This window comes from Bacillus methanolicus MGA3, assembly GCF_000724485.1.
GTDB lineage: Bacteria > Bacillota > Bacilli > Bacillales > Cytobacillaceae > Bacillus_Z > Bacillus_Z methanolicus_A.
This window is the reverse complement of record NZ_CP007739.1, coordinates 2,069,748-2,087,777: the sequence shown is the minus strand read 5'-3', so window position 1 is coordinate 2,087,777 and position 18,030 is coordinate 2,069,748. Positions and strand designations below refer to the sequence as shown.

The following is an 18,030-nucleotide window of genomic DNA, read 5'->3' as shown; positions in this document are numbered from 1 at the left end:
ACATATAATATCATTTGAAGTCATTAATAACGTTCGGGTAATCGCTGTAACTGGCTTTTCAGTTGCAGAGGAAAGTCCATGCTCGCACGAGCTGAGATGCTCGTAGTGTTCGTGCCTAGCGAAATCATAAGCTAGGGCAGCCGGTGCTTACAGGCTCGGCTGACGGCTGGGAAAATGCCTAAGTCCTGATGGATATGGCATGAGTACCTATAAAAGTGCCACAGTGACGCAGCCTTTTCAGAAATGAAAAGGGTGGAACGAGGTAAACCCCGCGAGCGAGAAACCCAAATAATGGTAGGGGCACCTTCTCTGAGGAAATGAACGAGGAGAAGGACAGATTGAGGCTTCAATCTGTAGATAGATGATTACCGCCGGAGTACGAGACGAAAGTCGTTAGAGTACGATGGTACAGAACATGGCTTACAGAACGTTATTAATGGAATATGTATGTTGAACAAAGGCTCTCCTCTGTTAAGGAGAGCTTTTCTTATATTGACGATAAAATGTTTCAACGAATGTCTTTGCTGGGCTGGGGGGCAATGAAATTTCAATGTTAAACGAAATGAAAGAAAAAGAAGTTGATTCTCTGGCAAACATTGTTTTCCGAAGGATGCAAGAGGGGATTATCGTTTTAGATCCATATTATCAAATACTTTGCATTAACCCATGGGGGCAAAAAGTTACCGGATATAAAGAGGAAGAATTGCAGGGTACTGATTTCTCTAGCTTATTTTTAAACAGAAACGATTATGAGAATATGAAAAATTACTTACATAGAGACGGAAAATGGAAAGGAGAAATATGGAAAAAACGAAAGAGTGGAGAGATTTATCAGGAATGGATGAATATTAGTGCTGTCTATAGTGAAGCCGGAAAACTTATTAACTACGTAATTGTTTTCAGAGATTTAACAAAGCAGAAAAAATCGCAAAGCGAAATTCGCTTAGCAGCAAAAGTACTAGAAAACATAAGTGAAGGTGTTATGGTAACGGACCAAAATGGTCATATATTATCCGTAAATCCTGCTTTTGAGATCGTCACTGGTTACCATGAAGAAGAAGTAATTAGCAAAAAACCAAATCTCCTCCAATCAGGTATTCATGATCAAAAGTTCTATGAGAAGATGTGGAAAGATATTATTGAAAAGGGAAAATGGAAGGGAGAAATTTGGAATAAGCGAAAAAACGGCGAAATCTATCCTGAGTGGCTGACTATTAGTACGATTAAGGATGAAAACGGAAACGTGACAAATTACGTTGGTGTTTTTTCAGATATTACGGAATTAAAAGAAACCGAGGAGCAGCTGCATATCCTTGCACATCATGATTCATTGACAGGTGTGGACAATCGTTATTCTTTACTAAAAAGGCTCGAAGGCTTATTGAATACTGCTCAAAGATACAGCCAACAGCTTGCTGTCCTATTCTTGGATTTGGATCGTTTCAAGCATATTAATGATACATTAGGGCACAACTACGGTGATTTACTATTAAAACATGTCGCTGAAAGGTTTAAGGGACTGTTAAGGAATAAAGACATAATTGCCAGACTGGGCGGAGATGAATTTGTTATTGTTCTTCCTAATATTAAACATCCAAAAGATGCAGCCAAATATGCGGAAGAAATTATCCATTCACTTAGAGAACCATTTATGCTTGAACAATATGAAGCTTATATTTCAACAAGTATTGGAATAAGCCTTTATCCGTTTGATGGGAAAAATGTGAAAAACTTATTAAAAAATGCTGATAAAGCGATGTATAAGGCAAAAGAACGCGGAAAAAATCAATTTGAGTTTTACCATGAAGAAATGCACAGCAATCAAACGGTAAAGATGAAAATGGAAAACTATTTGCGAAAAGCCCTAGACCGAAATGAGTTTTTCCTGGAATATCAACCGCAAGTTGAAACAAGCACCGGTGAAATTTCCGGGGTTGAAGCTCTGCTCCGCTGGAATCAACCTGAATTTGGAAGAGTGTCTCCCAGCGATTTTATCCCGTTAGCAGAAGACACAGGTTTGATTGTCCCGATCAGTGAATGGGTAATCGAAACTGCTTTCGAAGAAATAAGACAGCTGCATGTAAATGGTTTTCCAAATCTTAAGGTTTCTATAAATATTTCAGCCCAGCACTTTGCTCTGGATAAGTTCTTAAGCACAATTGAAAAGATGATTCAAGCGTCTAATATCAATCCGTACTGTGTTGAGCTTGAATTAACCGAACGGGTAATCATGCCAAATGCTCCTGAAACAATAAAAATATTAGTTAAACTGAAACAGCTAGGAATAAAACTGTCAGTTGATGATTTCGGGACGGGCTATTCATCTCTTAGTTATTTGAATAAATTTCCTATTGACAAGTTAAAAATAGACCAAAGCTTTATAAAAAATATTCATCAATTCAAAGAGGATTCTTCTATCGTGAAAGCAATCATTACAATAGGGAAACAGCTGCAGATGATTACAGTGGCCGAAGGTGTTGAGAATCAGAAACAATTTGATTTTTTACTTAAGGAAGGATGCGATCAAGTCCAGGGTTTTTACATAACGAAACCACTCCGATTCGAACAACTAAAAAAATTTCTTGCAGAATGGAATTCTCAATTATTGTAGCAGGGGGAAAATATGGACAATTATCAATTAATTGCCACTTCTGCAATGGGGCTTGAAGCTCTCGTTGCAAAAGAAGTAAGGGATTTAGGCTATGAATGTCAGGTAGAAAACGGCAAAGTAAGTTTTTCCGGTGATGAAACGGCGATCGCTCGCACAAATTTATGGCTGAGGACTGCTGACCGGATAAAATTAAAAGTCGGAGAATTCAAAGCAACGACCTTTGATGAACTATTTGAGAAAACAAAAAGCCTTCCATGGGAAAAATACTTGCCGGAAGACGCTGAGTTTCCGGTTATCGGGAAATCGGTTAAATCGAAATTATTCAGTGTATCTGATTGCCAAGCAATCGTAAAAAAAGCTGTTGTTGAACGTTTAAAAAATGCTTATAAGCGAACATCTTGGTTTGAAGAAACAGGAGCGCTTTTTCGGATTGAAGTAGCACTTCATAAAGATATTGCAACGCTCACAATCGATACGAGTGGGAGCGGGCTCCATCGACGCGGCTACCGCGCTGGACAGGGCGAGGCCCCTTTAAAGGAGACTCTTGCAGCGGCGTTGGTAATGCTGACGAATTGGACCCCTGAGCGTCCGTTTGTTGATCCGTTTTGCGGATCGGGCACGATTCCGATAGAAGCAGCATTGATCGGGCAAAATATTCCGCCGGGATTTAATCGCGAGTTTGTCTCCGAAACATGGAATTGGATGCCTGAAAAAATATGGGAAGATGTCAGAATTGAAGCAGAGGACCTTGCAAAATACGACCAACCCCTTGAGATAACCGGATCGGATATTGATCATCGCATGATTAAAATTGCTAAGGAAAATGCGTTTGAAGCTGGCCTTGGCGATTTAATCCAGTTTAAACAAATGCAAGTAAAAGACTTTACAACAAAAAAGGAATACGGAGTCATCGTTGGGAATCCTCCATATGGAGAAAGGATTGGAGAGAAAAAACAAGTTGAACAAATGTACAGGGAAATGGGAGAGGTATTTGCTCCATTAAAAACATGGTCCATTTATATATTAACTTCTCACCCGGATTTCGAACAGCTATACGGTAAGCCTGCAACGAAAAAACGCAAACTGTTTAATGGCTTCATCCGAACAGATTATTATCAATTTTGGGGGAAAAGGCCGCCCCGCGAACGTTGATGTGGTGCGGTTTAAAGGCATTTATAGTATTCAAAATGAAGCATCCGTTTGTCGGATGCTTTTTGTTTGTACAATGATGGGATCATTCTATTTACAAGAGAGTTAGAAAGAGCGGCAAAAAAGTTTAAAAAAAATTCAAATTTAATTAATGGAAACACCCTTCAATTAAGTTATAATTATTATTAATTTTCTAAATTTTCGAGGTGTTTCTTATGATAGTAAAATTTGTAGATAAAGGAAACTCGACAACCATCATAAATAAAGAATATAAAGACATTATTGGTTTACTTGAAATAATTAAGCGAAAAGGGGTAATAAATATCTTTATTGATCGAGAAGGTGAAAAAAGAGTTAATGGTCGGATTTATGATTATGAATACTCCTTGTTATTAGATGAAAGCGGAGAATTTAGAGAAACTTTACTTGTGATGTTAGATTCTCAAAATAATAATCTGACAAATTCGTATATTTAGAAAATTGTCGGTCTAATCCTCCTATTTAGAACAAAGTTGCATTATAAACAGATTCTTATAAGATGCAATTGGGGATTAACTGAGAGTATTTACTTACTTACCTTTTTTTCTTTTTTGAATCATCAACAATAAGTTTATTTTTACTAACATTTTCTAAGATAACTTGCACATAAAAAATTTTTTCATCAATACAATTTACACTTGAAACTTTTCCTTTACGACCTTTGATTGTTAAATCTTCACCTACGGATGGAAGACGTTTAAGCAGCTTACTTAATAAAAGATTTTTGTTTTCGTAAAAATAAACAACAAACATTTTGGTCTCACCTATTTCATTTGGTATGGGATATATTTTACCCTCCATAAAAAATATATGATTTCAGTTAGATTTAGACCAAAAAACTTGAAATAGTGGTTTGAACGTTTCTTTTTTATTAAAGAAGCGTTTTTTTTTTTTGCTGAATCAATTGACTTGACTAAGTTTTATGATAAGCTAAAATGATTGATGTCTGTTCTTATATTTTTGAGAAATTGAAAGCGTCCTATTTGTAAGACGCTTTCTGTTTTCTATATGTGGGGGAATGACATGATAAGCAGATTGCCATTTACGATATCTAAAACAGAGTCATTTTTTCAAAAACTTAATGAGTGGATCGGAGATGTATTTTATGACATTCTTCCAGAAGCCGGATTTGAACTGAGGGATGAACAAATATACATGGCCTTCCAGCTTGAAAAAGCTTTTAAAGAAAAGAAAGTCATTTTTGCGGAAGCAGGGGTTGGAACAGGAAAAACGATCGTTTATCTTTTATACGCCATCGCGTATGCTCGTTACACGAATAGGCCGGCAATTATTGCTTGTGCAGATGAAACATTGATAGAGCAGCTAGTCAAGGAGGAAGGGGATATTGCGAAATTAGAAAAAGCATTATCCCTCAATATTGATGTACGGCTTGCAAAGTCGAGAGATCAGTATTTGTGCTTAAAAAAACTTGATCATCTTTACCTAGAGGAAGGGGTATATGCTGATGTTTATGAAAGGCTGCCTGCGTTTGTATATGGCGATTTATCTATGCAGTCTTTCCATCATTACGGTGACCGCAAGGATTACCCTGATCTAACAGATGAACAATGGGAAAAAATAGCATGGGATCCTTTTCAGGATTGCTTAAGCTGCGAAATGCGGCATCGGTGCGGCCAAACTCTTCACCGTGAATATTATCGCGGAGCTCGAGACTTAATTATTTGTTCGCACGATTTTTATATGGAGCATATTTGGACAAAAGATTCTAGAAAGCGCGAAGGACAGCTTCCGCTTTTGCCGGACAGCTGCGCAGTTGTTTTTGATGAAGGCCATCTTCTTGAGTATGCGTGCCAAAAAGCGTTAACGTACCGGTTAACGGAACAAACACTAGAAAATCTTTTAACAAGATTATCAGCCAATGATATAAGGGAAAATACGTTAACGAAAATTGAAGAAGTGATACTTCAGAGTTCTACGTTTTTTGATGTATTAACAAGTTCTTCTTCAAAAGTAGCTGGATCTGATAAACAGGTGATCCAAAAAAACCAATCTGTTCTCGATCATGGAAAAAGACTTCTCGACATCATTAATGGCCTTGAAGAAGAATTAGTTTTTGAAAGTGAAATGTTTACGATAAACGATTATGATTTAAAAATTGTCGAAGAATACTTGGAACAAATAACATATTCTCTGTCACTTTTTCTGAAAGATGCTAAAGGAATTTCGTGGTTTGAAATGAATAATGAAGGAAGAACGCTTGTCATTATGCCAAGAATGGTTGAAGAAATTATGAGGGAAGAAGTATTTTCGCAAAATATACCGTTTATTTTTTCATCAGCGACACTTTCTGAAAATCATTCTTTTGAATATATGGCAAGAAGTCTTGGCATTGATGAATATTTATCTTTTTCAGTCGATTCACCTTTTGACTATGATCAAAATATGGAGATTTTTATGAGGAAGTTCTCGTCAAACGATCTAACTGAAAAGTTTTCTTATACATTAAAGGAAATAAATAAAACAGACGGGAGAAGCCTTGTTTTATTTAATGATTCAAACCACTTGTCAGAGTTTAAAAAGTTTGCAGGAGAGTCTACATCTTTTCCCATTTACTATGAAGGTGAAGCGGAAATCAGCACGCTGGTTTCCAAGTTTCAAAATGAAGAAGAATCCGTTCTTTGTTCCACTCATCTTTGGGAAGGTTTGGATATTCCGGGAAGATCTTTGGAAAATGTCATTATTTTTTCTCTTCCATTTCCGCCGGAAGATCCTGTGTTTACTGCCAAACGTGAAGGATCGGACAACCCTTTTTGGGAAGTTGATGTTCCATACATGCTTCTGCGTTTAAGACAAGGTGTAGGAAGGCTGATTAGGAGTCGTGATGATAAAGGTCAGGTACACATTTTAATAAATGAGGAAGAAAATCCTGAAGTGATTGAACTGGTGAAAAAGGTTTTGCCAACGGAAGTTACTGAATTTTAAACTTAAAGGAAGACGTTAGGGAATATGCGTTCATTCTCTTTTATTCATTGAATACTCATAATAATACAAAGATGCTGTCTCAAAAGCTAGAGGGTCAGACCCCATAACACAATATATAGGACATAATAATGTTGCATAAATGTGCTATATATTGATAAACGAACATGGGGTCAGACCCTTATGAGACAGCCTTTTTTTTTCGATAAACGAAATTTTGTCAGTGACTGAAAGTCTATTTATCAGAAAAATGTGATAAAATTGAAAAGCAGGTTTATCCCGCATTAACGGGCAGTAAGACCCTCACATCAGAATAAAGAGCAATCGAAGAAGCTTTAAGTGGGGAAATGCCCGATTGGTTCAACTAACCATCAGTGGGGGATGAAAGATAACCCCCTACTGATGGAAGTTTCACCTTATTTTTTAGGAGGAATTTTGGCATGAGTGAAGCATTGAGACAAATAGAAAAAGAATTTTTAGAATATGTAAAGAAAATGAGTGCTTTTTCGGAAGCGCTTTCCCTTATTTATTGGGACCTTCGGACAGGAGCGCCAAAAAAGGGAGTAGAACAGCGTTCAGAAGTAATCGGAATGCTTTCTTCAGAAGTTTTTAAAATGTCTACATCGGAAGAAATGGCGGCATACATAGTCAAGTTGTCATCTGCTAAACATTTATCAGAAGTGACGAAAAAGACGTTGGATGAATGCAAAAAAGAATATGACCGAAATCGAAAAATTCCTGCAGAAGAATATAAAAAATATGTTATTCTGCAGTCAAAGGCTGAAAGTATATGGGAAGAGGCAAAAGCAAAATCTGATTTTGAATTATTCCGCCCATACCTTGAAAAGCTGGTTGAAATGAATAAGAGATTTATCGGGTATTGGGGATATAAAGGAAATAAATATAACACACTTCTTGATATGTATGAACCGGGTGTAACCGTCGATATACTTGATAGGGTTTTTAGTGAATTGCGCGAAAAAATTGTTCCTTTGGTAAAGGCGATTTCCGAATCTCCAAATAAACCAAAAACCGATTTTTTATTTAAAACATTTCCAAAAGAAAAGCAGCGCGAATTCAGTCTTGAAATACTTAAACAAATGGGGTATAACTTTGAAGCCGGACGGTTGGATGAAACCGTTCATCCATTCGCCATCGGACTTAACCCGGGTGATGTGAGAGTGACAACAAAATATGATGAAAACGATTTTCGGACTGCTGTTTTCGGCACGATTCATGAAGGCGGGCATGCACTATATGAACAAAATATTTCTTCAAGCCTAATTGGTACACCGCTTTGTACCGGTACATCGATGGGAATCCATGAATCCCAATCTTTGTTTTATGAGAATTTTGTCGGACGCCATTATTCTTTCTGGAAAAAAAACTATGATTTATTGAAAAAATACGCAAACGGCCAATTCGATGATGTGGAGCTGGATGATTTTTATCGGGCGATCAATGAATCCAAACCGTCGCTTATCCGAATTGAAGCAGATGAATTAACCTATCCGCTCCATATCATTATTCGGTATGAGATTGAAAAGGGATTGTTTAATGACGAAATTCATGTTAAAGACCTTCCGCAAATATGGAATGACAAATATGAGGAATATTTGGGAATACGTCCGATCAATGATGCAAATGGAGTACTTCAGGATGTTCATTGGTCAGGAGGAAGTTTCGGCTATTTCCCTTCGTATGCATTAGGCTATATGTATGCAGCACAATTTAAAAAAGCAATGCTGAAGGATTTGCCGAACTATGACGAACTTCTTGAATCGGGCAATTTACTTCCTATAAAAGAATGGTTTACTGAAAAAGTCCATCAATTTGGAAAAATGAAGAAACCTTTGGAAATATTACATGATGTTACAGGGGAAGGTTTAAACGCAAAATATTTAGTTGATTATTTGTACGAAAAGTATAAAAAAGTATATCAATTAAACTAGTTTTTTCGAACTGTGAAAGCAGCCTGGTTACATGAAGAGTTTGAAAAGGTTGTTATTTCATATCCTTTCTTAATTTATGATTGATATGATAATTGTTGTATAACTTCGGAGGAAATATGAAAAACTATCTGCCTTATTTTTTCATTGCCTGTGGTGCTTCATTATGGGGGCTGATAGCTTTATTTGTTAGGGGTCTTTCAAGCTTTGGATTCACAGCAATGGAAATTGTAACGATTAGGGTGACTGCAGCAACAATCTTGCTATTGGTTATTGGATTCATAAGATTTAGAAGCCAAATGAGGATTTCCATTAAAGATTTGCCAATGTTCTTTGGAACGGGGATTTTAAGTATTGTCTTTTTTAATTGGTGTTATTTTACTGCGATTAATTATTTGCCAATATCATTAGCCGTTATACTCCTTTATACGTCTCCGGCTTTTGTCGCTGTCCTATCGTTCTTTTTTTTGAAGGAATCGTTATCGGTAAAAAAGATAATAGCAGTGATCGGAACGATATCAGGCTGCGCTCTTATTTCGGGGTTAACCGGTGATTCTAGACAAACTATATCGGTTTTAGCTCTTTTAATAGGACTCGGTTCAGGACTTGGCTATGCTTTATATAGTATTTTTGGAAAGTTTGCGTTACGAAAATATCCCCCTTTTACAGTAACACTGTATACTTTTGTTGTAGCAGCCATTGTCTTGTTACCGGTTGTTCGTTTATGGGAGAAAAGTGAACTGCTGCTAAATGTGAACGTGTTGCTCTATGGCGGCGGGCTTGGATTGATTCCAACAGTTCTTGCCTACTTTTTGTATACGTGGGGGCTGGAGAGAACTGAAAGCAGCAAGGCAGCAGTTATTGCTACTGTCGAGCCAATCGTAGCAACAGTTCTTGGCGTTATTTTTTATAATGAAAAACTAACAGGGCTGCAAATTGCAGGTTCTTTATTAATTCTCACTTCTGTAATTGTTGTAAATTTACCTACTGAAATCGGAAATTTGCAGACATTAGGGAAGGATGGTACAGAAAACAAAAAACCTGCCTCAGCCAAAGAATGAGGCAGGTTTTTCAAATGTTTTACTTCAGCGCTTCCACATTTCTTATTACCAGAATTTATAACCCTTTGATCCTGGAGGAGCATTTTGAATGATATCTATAAGCGGAATTGTGTAAGCGAATAAGATCAAAGCAGCTGAAAGGCCGAGCCATAATTTCCAATTTTCCAATACCATTGGAGTTTTTTCCGCTTCTTCAGCAACTTCTCCAACCGGGAATTCTTGTTCACCCTTTGGTGCAAAGAATGCAAGGTTAATAAAGATGTAAAGCATTAAGATAATGGACAAGAACAAGATCGTACCGCCAACAGCCTGTGCAACTTGATATGGAATCCATTCCATCGCTTGATGAGAGTTTAAATAAGTTGAGAATGCTGATCGTCTTGGTGCACCAAGAAGGCCTGCAGCATGCATTGCACCTGACATAAAGGTCATTCCAATTGCCCAAAGAACACCTTGAATAATCGCTAGCTTATTCAGTTTTTTCGTAAGTGTCCGTCCAGTTAAATGCGGTATGAGCCAGTACGAAATACCGAAGTACGTTAAAATTACTGCAGTTGCTATTGTTAAATGGAAGTGTCCTGTTACCCAAATCGTATTATGGACGACTTGGTTCATCTGGTGCGAAGCATTGATCATACCGCCTGCACCACCAGGAATAAATGCCAGCATTCCTATAAACGGCACTACAAAGCGTGCATCTCCCCATGGAAGCATTTTAAACCAACCGAATAATCCGGTCGCGCCTTTTGAACGTCCGAAATTTTCAAACGTTGCAAATAAAGAGAAAGCAGTCATTAAAGATGGTATTGTAACCAAGAATGTTAAAATAACTTGCAAGAATTTCCATCCTGGGTCAATCCCTGGTTCTACTAATTGATGGTGGAAACCAACTGGGATTGAGAAAAGCAATAATAAGATAAAAGATAAACGAGCCAATGAATCAGAGAAAATTTTGCCTCCAATAACTTTTGGAATAACAACATACCAAGCCATATACGCTGGCAGCAGCCAGAAGTATACAAGCGGATGGCCAAAGTACCAGAAAAGAGTGCGAGTAAGTAATACATTTACAGTATCAATTAATCCTAAAGACCAAGGAAGCAATTGAGTCAGTACACTGACAGCAACTCCGAGAGTTGCAATAAACCACAATAAAGAGTTTACTAATGCCATAAACGTAAGAAGAGGACTTGGTTTGCCAGGGTTGGCTTTTCTCCATTTTACATATGACATAATGACGACAATTCCGCCAAGCCAACTACCGACAATAACAAGTGTAAGTCCAAGATAGAAACAAGCATGAGCTTGCAGCGGTGCATAGAACGTATAAAGTACAGATGCTTTATTAAGTAAAATCATAGTGGCAGCCATTACTGTACCAATTGTCATTAAAAAGAAACCAGCCCAGCCAACTTTCCGCTGGCCGTTTGTTAAGGTTCCTGAAGTACGGCTAACTGCTGCAATTTGAAATCCTGTAATAAAGAAGGTAGTTAAAACAAGTCCTAAAACAACCCCGTGAACCGTTAATATTTGATAGTAGCCGATTCCGGCAGGCAATTCAAATTTACCTGAACGAACTAACGTTTGTAAAAGTCCGCATAGTCCGCCAATTGCTAAAGCAATAAACGCCACATAAAAATGAGCCATTGCCAATTTGCCATCCCGGCGGTCAACTTTTATAAAAGCGGATGAGTTATTCATTATTCAACCACCTCAATTTTTGAAGTCATCATATGGTGGCCGGCACCACAGTATTCATTACATAAAAGCGTATATTCTCCCGGTTTGTTAAAGGTTGTTACATATTCTGATATATATCCGGGTTCAAGCATCATGTTAACGTTTGTCCCGGCTATCTCAAATCCGTGGACAACATCTTTTGTGGTAGCAATCACTTTTACTTTTGCCCCTTTTGGAATTTGTACTTGGCCTGGATTATAATTGAAGGCAGAAGCAACAAATACAAGTTCGTAGTCCCAGTCTTTTCCTTCTACTTTTTTTAGTCCCGGTTTATTAAATGGGGCTGTTTCGTCAACCTTTTGCGGATCGATGGTCGCTAAACAGCTTGGGGGTTGATTGCCCAAATAGAAAGCACTTACACCGACGGTCGACAAGAAAACAATCAACATTGCTACACCGAAAATTAGCCAAATTTTTTCGAACTTATGAAGATGCATGGCTTTTTAACTCCTCTCTAACTACTAAAAACGATTTAAATAAAGGTAGTAGACTCCTAGCCAAGCGAAAACAAAGAAGAAACCCATTAAGAAAACGGAAGCCAATGTTCCCTTCAAGGAAGAGTGATCATTAATCTCAGTTTTTGTTTTATTGTCAAGTTCCGTTTTCGCCATACCGTTTCCCCCCTTTCAGGAAATTGGAAAAATACATGAATACAATTTCATAATACAAAACAATTTGGAAACTTCTATATGGTTTCAGTAAGTTCACAAAGTGTTCATTCCTTATGTATTTACTATGTTAACAGTGAAAAATTGACATATCAGTGATTAAAGTCACATTTAGCGATTAGAAATTGTGAAGAAAATGTGAAGATTGTAATAGGGAATGGTTTTTACTAAACAACATATGGAGAAAAACAGAGTCCATTTTTAATTCAATTTTAGAAATGTTAAAAAAACAAAACCAGATTTGTGTTATAAAATTCTAACAGTTTTCCCCTGCCTGTTTGCTAATAAATCCGAATATTTTTATTTTATTATTCGGAAACATTCGGCTATTGATTTATCATTCTTTGATGTTATAATGTTATTAATTTCATAAGCATTCACTCATATAATGGCGGGGATATGGCCCGCGAGTCTCTACCGGAACACCGTAAATGTTCCGACTATGGGTGAGCAATGGGAAAATCGCATTTTGTTGCGTATCATTCTAATTACCTCCAAGCTGAAGCCTGGAGGTCATTGCTTCACTCATTTTTGAGGAATGCAATGACCTTCAGGCTTTCTGCTTTTAGCTGCCAATATGAAAAGGGGGAGAACATGGATTTTCTAAAGAAAAAAATTCGGGATGAAGGCGTCATCCTTTCCGATTCGGTTTTAAAGGTGGATTCTTTTCTTAACCATCAAATTGATCCTGTCTTAATGCAAGAAATAGGAAAAGAATTTGCCCGGTTGTTTCAACACGAAAAGATTACGAAAGTTTTAACAATTGAGTCTTCAGGAATTGCACCTGGACTAATGACGGCATTACAGCTTGGGGTGCCGGTTGTATTTGCTAGAAAAAGAATGTCGCTTACTTTAGCCGGCGATTTGCTTACTGCCTCTATCTATTCATTCACAAAGCAAGAGACTAATGAAATATCTGTTTCTCAAAAATATGTCACACCTGATGACAGGGTTTTGATCATTGATGACTTTTTAGCAAATGGCCAGGCTGCTTTAGGATTGGCAGAAATTGTCCAAAAAGCAGGGGCAACAGTGGTCGGTTTTGGAATCGTCATTGAAAAGTCTTTTCAAAAGGGAAGTGAACTATTGCGTTCTAGAGGCTTCAGGGTAGAGTCTCTTGCAAGAATTGGTTCGCTTGAAAAAGGGAAAGTCCAGTTTATTGAAGAGTCGGAGGTAGTAAACGCATGAAACCGAACTTATTTAAAACCGCTTCACTTGGAATACAGCATGTCCTTGCTATGTATGCCGGCGCCGTTGTAGTACCGTTAATCGTCGGTGGAGCACTGAAATTGACAGGTGAACAGTTGACCTACTTAGTGTCCATTGATATTTTCATGTGCGGGATCGCGACAATTCTTCAAGTTTGGAGAAACAAATTTTTCGGGATTGGTTTGCCGGTTGTTTTAGGTTGTACATTCACGGCGGTTGGACCAATGATTGCCATCGGCGGGCAATACGGAATTTCAGCCATATATGGATCAATCTTAATTTCCGGATTATTTGTTGTCTTAATTTCTCAATATTTTGGCAAGCTTGTGAAATTTTTTCCGCCTGTTGTGACCGGATCTGTTGTTACCATCATTGGAATCACGCTGATCCCTGTTGCGATGAACAATATGGCAGGGGGACAGGGAAGTCCGGATTTCGGATCCCTCTCTAATATTGCATTGGCATTTGGAACATTGCTTTTTATTATCGTACTTTATCGATTTTTTACCGGTTTTATCCGTTCGATTTCCATCTTGCTCGGGCTATTGGCCGGAACGACAGTTGCTTTTTTTATGGGAAAAGTAGATTTTTCAGCAGTCGAAAAGGCTTCGTGGTTCCATATGGCAAAACCGTTTTACTTCGGTATGCCGACATTTGAATGGACGGCAATTTTAACGATGATTTTAGTAGCGATTGTGAGCTTGGTTGAATCTACAGGGGTTTATTTTGCATTAGGAGATATTTGTAATCGTAAGTTATCTGAGAAAGATCTTGCAAATGGCTATCGTGCTGAAGGCCTTGCGATTCTTCTTGGAGCATTGTTTAATGCTTTTCCATACACAACTTATTCTCAAAATGTCGGTCTCGTTCAGCTTTCCGGGGTTAAAGGAAAACAAGTAATATATACAACAGGTGCTTTTCTTGTCATTCTTGGACTTGTACCAAAAATTGGCGCGCTGACAACCGTCATTCCACCGGCTGTCCTTGGCGGCGCTATGGTGGCAATGTTTGGTATGGTTATGGCATACGGCATTAAAATGTTAAGCAAGGTTGATTTTACATCACAGGAAAATTTACTCATTATAGCTTGTTCTGTTGGAATGGGCTTAGGAGTTACAGCAGTGCCGGATTTGTTTTCACATATGCCTGAAAGTATTCGCATTCTGACAAACAACGGGATTGTTGCCGGCAGCTTAACAGCACTTTTCTTAAATATCGTCTTCAATTTGCTGCCGATGAAAAAAAGAGTGCAAACTGTTGCGCCACTGCAAGAACAACAAGTGTCATAACCGCCTTTTTATCTTTTTTACTTTGTCCAACATTTTAAAGCGAAAAATATGTTAGAGCGTCATCTTCATTTTCTTATTAACATTTACAAGGAAATGGAGGTGGCGTTTTTTATTTTTATGAAACGTAAACCTCTAACTCACTTGGAAGAACAGGCGTAAGAGCGATGTTGGCAATCGCAATGAATAACATAAGTACCCCGCTTAAAATAGGAATAACGATTTGGATATATATTCGATTAATTTTAGCAAATTGTTTTTCATTTTATACTTATACATTTTATAAATAAGCAGTCCGCCCAAAAATAACGAAAGTACCAGTATGGCAATAAGAAGATATCTGCCCGCAATCTTGTGAAATTCGTGCCATTGGGGTCCTAATACTTTTCCTAATGTAATAAAAGATAATCCCCTTAAACTAACTCCAATATAGGCGGGAGTGATAAATGTTCGAAACGGTATTCTAGAAATTCCAGAAACGTACCCTGTGAAATGACGAATTCCCGGAAAAAAATAAGCAAATGCTAATAATTTGCTCCCCGATCTTTCCATCCAAGCGGCGATTTTATTGTATTTCGTAGGGCTGAGGTGAATATATCGTCCATATTTTTCAATAAGTTTATAACCGCCGATTCTTCCTAGCCAGTATGTAGCGGTAATTCCGATTCCTCCTGCTCCAATAACTGTTAAAACCGATAAGAAATAACTCATTTTTCCTTGAAAAACTAAATATCCTGCATACCCCATGAAAAATTCACCAGAAATAGGCAAAGCCAGAAGTTCAAGTACTATAGCAGCGAACAAAATTGAATAACTATGCTGTTCAAATATTGAAATCCAATGTGCCATATTATTTCCTCCGAGCTCTAGTTCATTTCATTCTTTGGACTTATCACACTGTTATATTTAGGTTTTGTGCCTCTTTTATAAAGTAATGTTATCACTAATTTTGTTTAAATTTTTCTTTCTTAAAAAATTCTTAATGGTATATTTAGGGAACAATTTTCAAGACAGTGGACAGAAAGCTGCATTATTAAGATAGCACCGGAGTTGGAGAAATCCAATCTCTTTTTATTGTATTATTCCTTGTCACAATCCCTGTTTGCTTTAAATAAACTAAAGCAAGATTGACTAGCAGGGGAAGAGTGAGCGAAGAATGAAAAAGTATTATTGTGATCGCTGCCGCCGTTTATACAATGAAAAGGAAATTTGTACAACATGCGGTTTGTTAGCATCAAATTCAATTTGGATCGAAGTACAAAAACAAAGCCAAAGAAATCAGTAAAGTCAGCATCGGTTTTTCCGATGCATTTCATCCTTTTGTTGGAAACGTGATGGATGTTTGTGTTTCTTTACGGATAAAAATCGTTTCTATTTTTACTGGAAAACATTAAAGAGTGATATTTTGACGGGCAGAGTATATAATAAATATGCACAACAACTCCTTCGAAATGTATTGCTTCCTCCTAATGGGGGAAGCTTTTTTTCTTTCAATATTTAAGTTCTTTTCATTTGATCGTGAGATTGTTTGCATACTTGACACTTAAAAGGAAAAAGTAACATTACATGATCCTAAAGGAGAGTATGAAACAATGCCGATCATTTTGTCTGCAGCAGAAGCGATCCCGCCTTATGTCATTGAACAGCAGCAAGCAATGGAATTTGCGGGTGAGCTTTTTTCAGATTCGTTCAAGGACATTGAGAGGCTATTAACAGCGTTTCAAAACGGACAGATCGAAAAGCGCCATTTTGTAAAAGGGCTGGAATGGTTCAAACACGAAAGGACATTTGAAGAGAAAAATAATGCATATATCGAAAAGGCTGTACAATTAGGTGCGGAAGCAATAACGAAATGTTTAACAAATTCGTTTTTTTTAAAAAACGAGATCCCTTATGAAGAAATTGATGCGATTATTACAGTTTCGACAACCGGTCTTGCGACTCCAAGCATCGAAGCAAGAATTATGAATATTCTTCCATTTTCTTCATACACGAAAAGGATACCAATCTTTGGACTAGGGTGTGCCGGAGGAGCTGCCGGATTATCAAGGGCTTATGAATACTGCCTTGCTTTTCCGAAAGAAAATGTTCTTGTTTTATCAATTGAATTATGCAGCTTAACGTTTCAAAGAAACGACCATTCCAAAAGCAATTTAATTGGTGCTTCCTTGTTCGCAGACGGTGCTGCATGTGCTGTCGTATGCGGAAGAGCGTCAGATATTTTGTCCTATCAAAAACGGGCTTCATCTCCCAACATTTTTGCCACTCAATCAGCGACAATGAAAAACACTCTTGATGTAATGGGATGGGATGTCAAAAATGATGGCCTGTTTGTAGTCTTTTCAAAAGATATTCCAACGAAGATAGAAACTTGGCTAAAACCAAATGTAGAAAAATTGATCCGTGAGTGGAATATCGGTTTAAATGACATTGATCATTTCATTGCCCATCCCGGAGGCAAAAAAGTTTTGGAAGCATATGTAAAAGAACTTAATCTTCCTGAAAACATGACAAAAGATTCTCTCGAAATATTAAAGGAATATGGGAATATGTCTTCGGCAACCATCATATATGTGTTACGGAGGATTATGGAAAAAGCGAATAAAGGTGAAATAGGCTTGGCTGCCGCACTTGGGCCCGGATTCAGCTCTGAATTACTATTAATGAGGTGGGTATAATGGCATTCTGGCTATTCATTTCAGTTATCATCATTCAACGATTGCTCGAATTAATAGTGGCGAAACAAAATGAGAAGTGGATGAAAAGTCAAGGAGCTGTTGAATTCGGCCAAAAGCATTATCCGGTAATCGTCATTGTACATCTTCTATTTTTCTTTGTATTGATAACAGAGGTCCAATATTTTCACAAAGACATCTCGCCCCTTTGGCCATTGTTATTATTTGCTTTTCTTGCTGCACAGGCCATTCGCATTTGGGCGCTATTATCACTAGGCAGATACTGGAACACAAAAATTCTTGTCCTGCCGGGTGCATCAGTCGTAAAAAAAGGGCCTTATAAATTTTTGAAACATCCAAATTATTGTGTAGTGGCTCTTGAATTTGTCATTATTCCGATAATGTTTCAAGCTTATTTTACTGCGATCATTTTTTCATTGTTAAATATTCTCGTCTTATCGATTCGAATACCGGTGGAAGAAAGAGCTCTTAAGAAATTTACGGAATACGAAATTTCTTTTAAAAGGAAAAATCGTTTTATACCTAATAATGTTAATAAATTGTGAAAAATTAAACATTCATATTGAAAATGATAATCGTTCATGGTAAAATTCTAATTGAATTTGAAAGTTATTCTCACTATCATTCTTCAAGGATGGTGTTACATATGGCATCTCTTTTTGTTGCTGCAACAATTGCAGTT

At 37.4% G+C, this 18,030-nt stretch carries 15 protein-coding genes, 1 other RNA gene and 1 riboswitch; of the genes, 11 read left to right on the top strand and 5 right to left on the bottom strand.

Features of this window, described 5'->3' with window-relative positions:
• Positions 1 to 29 precede the first annotated feature (29 nt).
• The 4 genes from rnpB to BMMGA3_RS10055 all read left to right on the top strand — a co-directional run bounded on the left by rnpB (position 30) and on the right by BMMGA3_RS10055 (position 4,236).
• Positions 30 to 428, top strand: an RNA gene (gene rnpB, locus BMMGA3_RS17420) — RNase P RNA component class B.
• 122 nt (positions 429 to 550) lie between these two features.
• Positions 551 to 2,611, top strand: coding sequence for a sensor domain-containing protein (locus BMMGA3_RS10065; RefSeq protein ID WP_004435164.1), 2,061 nt, complete (start codon positions 551 to 553; stop codon positions 2,609 to 2,611).
• 12 nt (positions 2,612 to 2,623) lie between these two features.
• The gene (locus tag BMMGA3_RS10060; RefSeq protein ID WP_004435162.1) at positions 2,624 to 3,763 is read left to right on the top strand and encodes a THUMP domain-containing class I SAM-dependent RNA methyltransferase; all 1,140 of its coding nucleotides are present in this window, start codon (positions 2,624 to 2,626) and stop codon (positions 3,761 to 3,763) included.
• A gap of 212 nt (positions 3,764 to 3,975) precedes the next feature.
• The gene (locus BMMGA3_RS10055; RefSeq protein WP_004435159.1) at positions 3,976 to 4,236 is read left to right on the top strand and encodes a hypothetical protein; all 261 of its coding nucleotides are present in this window, start codon (positions 3,976 to 3,978) and stop codon (positions 4,234 to 4,236) included.
• A gap of 97 nt (positions 4,237 to 4,333) precedes the next feature.
• Here BMMGA3_RS10055 and BMMGA3_RS10050 read toward each other — a convergent pair whose 3' ends face one another.
• Positions 4,334 to 4,552, bottom strand: coding sequence for a hypothetical protein (locus BMMGA3_RS10050; RefSeq protein ID WP_004435156.1), 219 nt, complete (start codon positions 4,550 to 4,552; stop codon positions 4,334 to 4,336).
• Between the two features lie 270 nt (positions 4,553 to 4,822).
• Here BMMGA3_RS10050 and BMMGA3_RS10045 point away from each other — a divergent pair, with 270 nt between their 5' ends.
• From BMMGA3_RS10045 to BMMGA3_RS10035, 3 genes are all read left to right on the top strand, one after another.
• A complete protein-coding gene (locus tag BMMGA3_RS10045; protein WP_004435154.1) occupies positions 4,823 to 6,742 on the top strand; it encodes an ATP-dependent DNA helicase in 1,920 nt (639 codons plus the stop codon).
• Between the two features lie 437 nt (positions 6,743 to 7,179).
• Positions 7,180 to 8,691 carry a carboxypeptidase M32 gene (locus BMMGA3_RS10040; protein ID WP_004435151.1) on the top strand — a complete coding sequence of 504 codons (1,512 nt, stop codon included), beginning with the start codon at positions 7,180 to 7,182 and terminating at the stop codon, positions 8,689 to 8,691.
• A 116-nt stretch (positions 8,692 to 8,807) separates the two neighbouring features.
• On the top strand, positions 8,808 to 9,749 hold the full coding sequence (locus BMMGA3_RS10035; protein WP_004435149.1) for a DMT family transporter: 942 nt from the start codon (positions 8,808 to 8,810) through the stop codon (positions 9,747 to 9,749).
• Positions 9,750 to 9,794: 45 nt separating this feature from the next.
• Here the strand turns inward: BMMGA3_RS10035 and BMMGA3_RS10030 are convergent, their stop codons facing one another.
• The 3 genes from BMMGA3_RS10030 to BMMGA3_RS10020 are packed head-to-tail and all read right to left on the bottom strand — an operon-like array spanning position 9,795 to position 12,100.
• Entirely contained in the window at positions 9,795 to 11,450 is a 1,656-nt protein-coding gene (locus tag BMMGA3_RS10030) for a b(o/a)3-type cytochrome-c oxidase subunit 1 (RefSeq protein WP_004435146.1), read from the bottom strand.
• Positions 11,450 to 11,926 (bottom strand): cytochrome c oxidase subunit II, encoded by a 477-nt coding sequence (locus BMMGA3_RS10025; protein ID WP_004435144.1) that lies wholly within the window; start codon positions 11,924 to 11,926, stop codon positions 11,450 to 11,452. The genes BMMGA3_RS10030 and BMMGA3_RS10025 overlap by 1 nt, the downstream gene beginning before the upstream one ends.
• Positions 11,927 to 11,950: 24 nt before the next feature.
• Positions 11,951 to 12,100 (bottom strand): hypothetical protein, encoded by a 150-nt coding sequence (locus tag BMMGA3_RS10020; protein WP_004435141.1) that lies wholly within the window; start codon positions 12,098 to 12,100, stop codon positions 11,951 to 11,953.
• A 418-nt stretch (positions 12,101 to 12,518) separates the two neighbouring features.
• Positions 12,519 to 12,620: riboswitch (purine riboswitch) on the top strand.
• A 131-nt stretch (positions 12,621 to 12,751) separates the two neighbouring features.
• Here BMMGA3_RS10020 and BMMGA3_RS10015 point away from each other — a divergent pair.
• Positions 12,752 to 13,345 (top strand): xanthine phosphoribosyltransferase, encoded by a 594-nt coding sequence (locus BMMGA3_RS10015; RefSeq protein WP_004435139.1) that lies wholly within the window; start codon positions 12,752 to 12,754, stop codon positions 13,343 to 13,345.
• Positions 13,342 to 14,655 carry a nucleobase:cation symporter-2 family protein gene (locus tag BMMGA3_RS10010; protein WP_004435134.1) on the top strand — a complete coding sequence of 438 codons (1,314 nt, stop codon included), beginning with the start codon at positions 13,342 to 13,344 and terminating at the stop codon, positions 14,653 to 14,655. The genes BMMGA3_RS10015 and BMMGA3_RS10010 overlap by 4 nt, the downstream gene beginning before the upstream one ends.
• 201 nt (positions 14,656 to 14,856) lie before the next feature.
• Here BMMGA3_RS10010 and BMMGA3_RS10005 read toward each other — a convergent pair whose 3' ends face one another.
• Positions 14,857 to 15,501, bottom strand: coding sequence for a DedA family protein (locus tag BMMGA3_RS10005; RefSeq protein WP_004435133.1), 645 nt, complete (start codon positions 15,499 to 15,501; stop codon positions 14,857 to 14,859).
• A 743-nt stretch (positions 15,502 to 16,244) separates the two neighbouring features.
• Here BMMGA3_RS10005 and BMMGA3_RS10000 point away from each other — a divergent pair.
• Both BMMGA3_RS10000 and BMMGA3_RS09995 read left to right on the top strand, forming a co-directional pair.
• On the top strand, positions 16,245 to 17,330 hold the full coding sequence (locus BMMGA3_RS10000) for a type III polyketide synthase (protein ID WP_004435127.1): 1,086 nt from the start codon (positions 16,245 to 16,247) through the stop codon (positions 17,328 to 17,330).
• The gene (locus tag BMMGA3_RS09995) at positions 17,330 to 17,893 is read left to right on the top strand and encodes an isoprenylcysteine carboxyl methyltransferase family protein (protein WP_004435125.1); all 564 of its coding nucleotides are present in this window, start codon (positions 17,330 to 17,332) and stop codon (positions 17,891 to 17,893) included. Before BMMGA3_RS10000 ends, BMMGA3_RS09995 begins: the two co-directional genes overlap by 1 nt.
• Positions 17,894 to 18,030 lie beyond the last annotated feature (137 nt).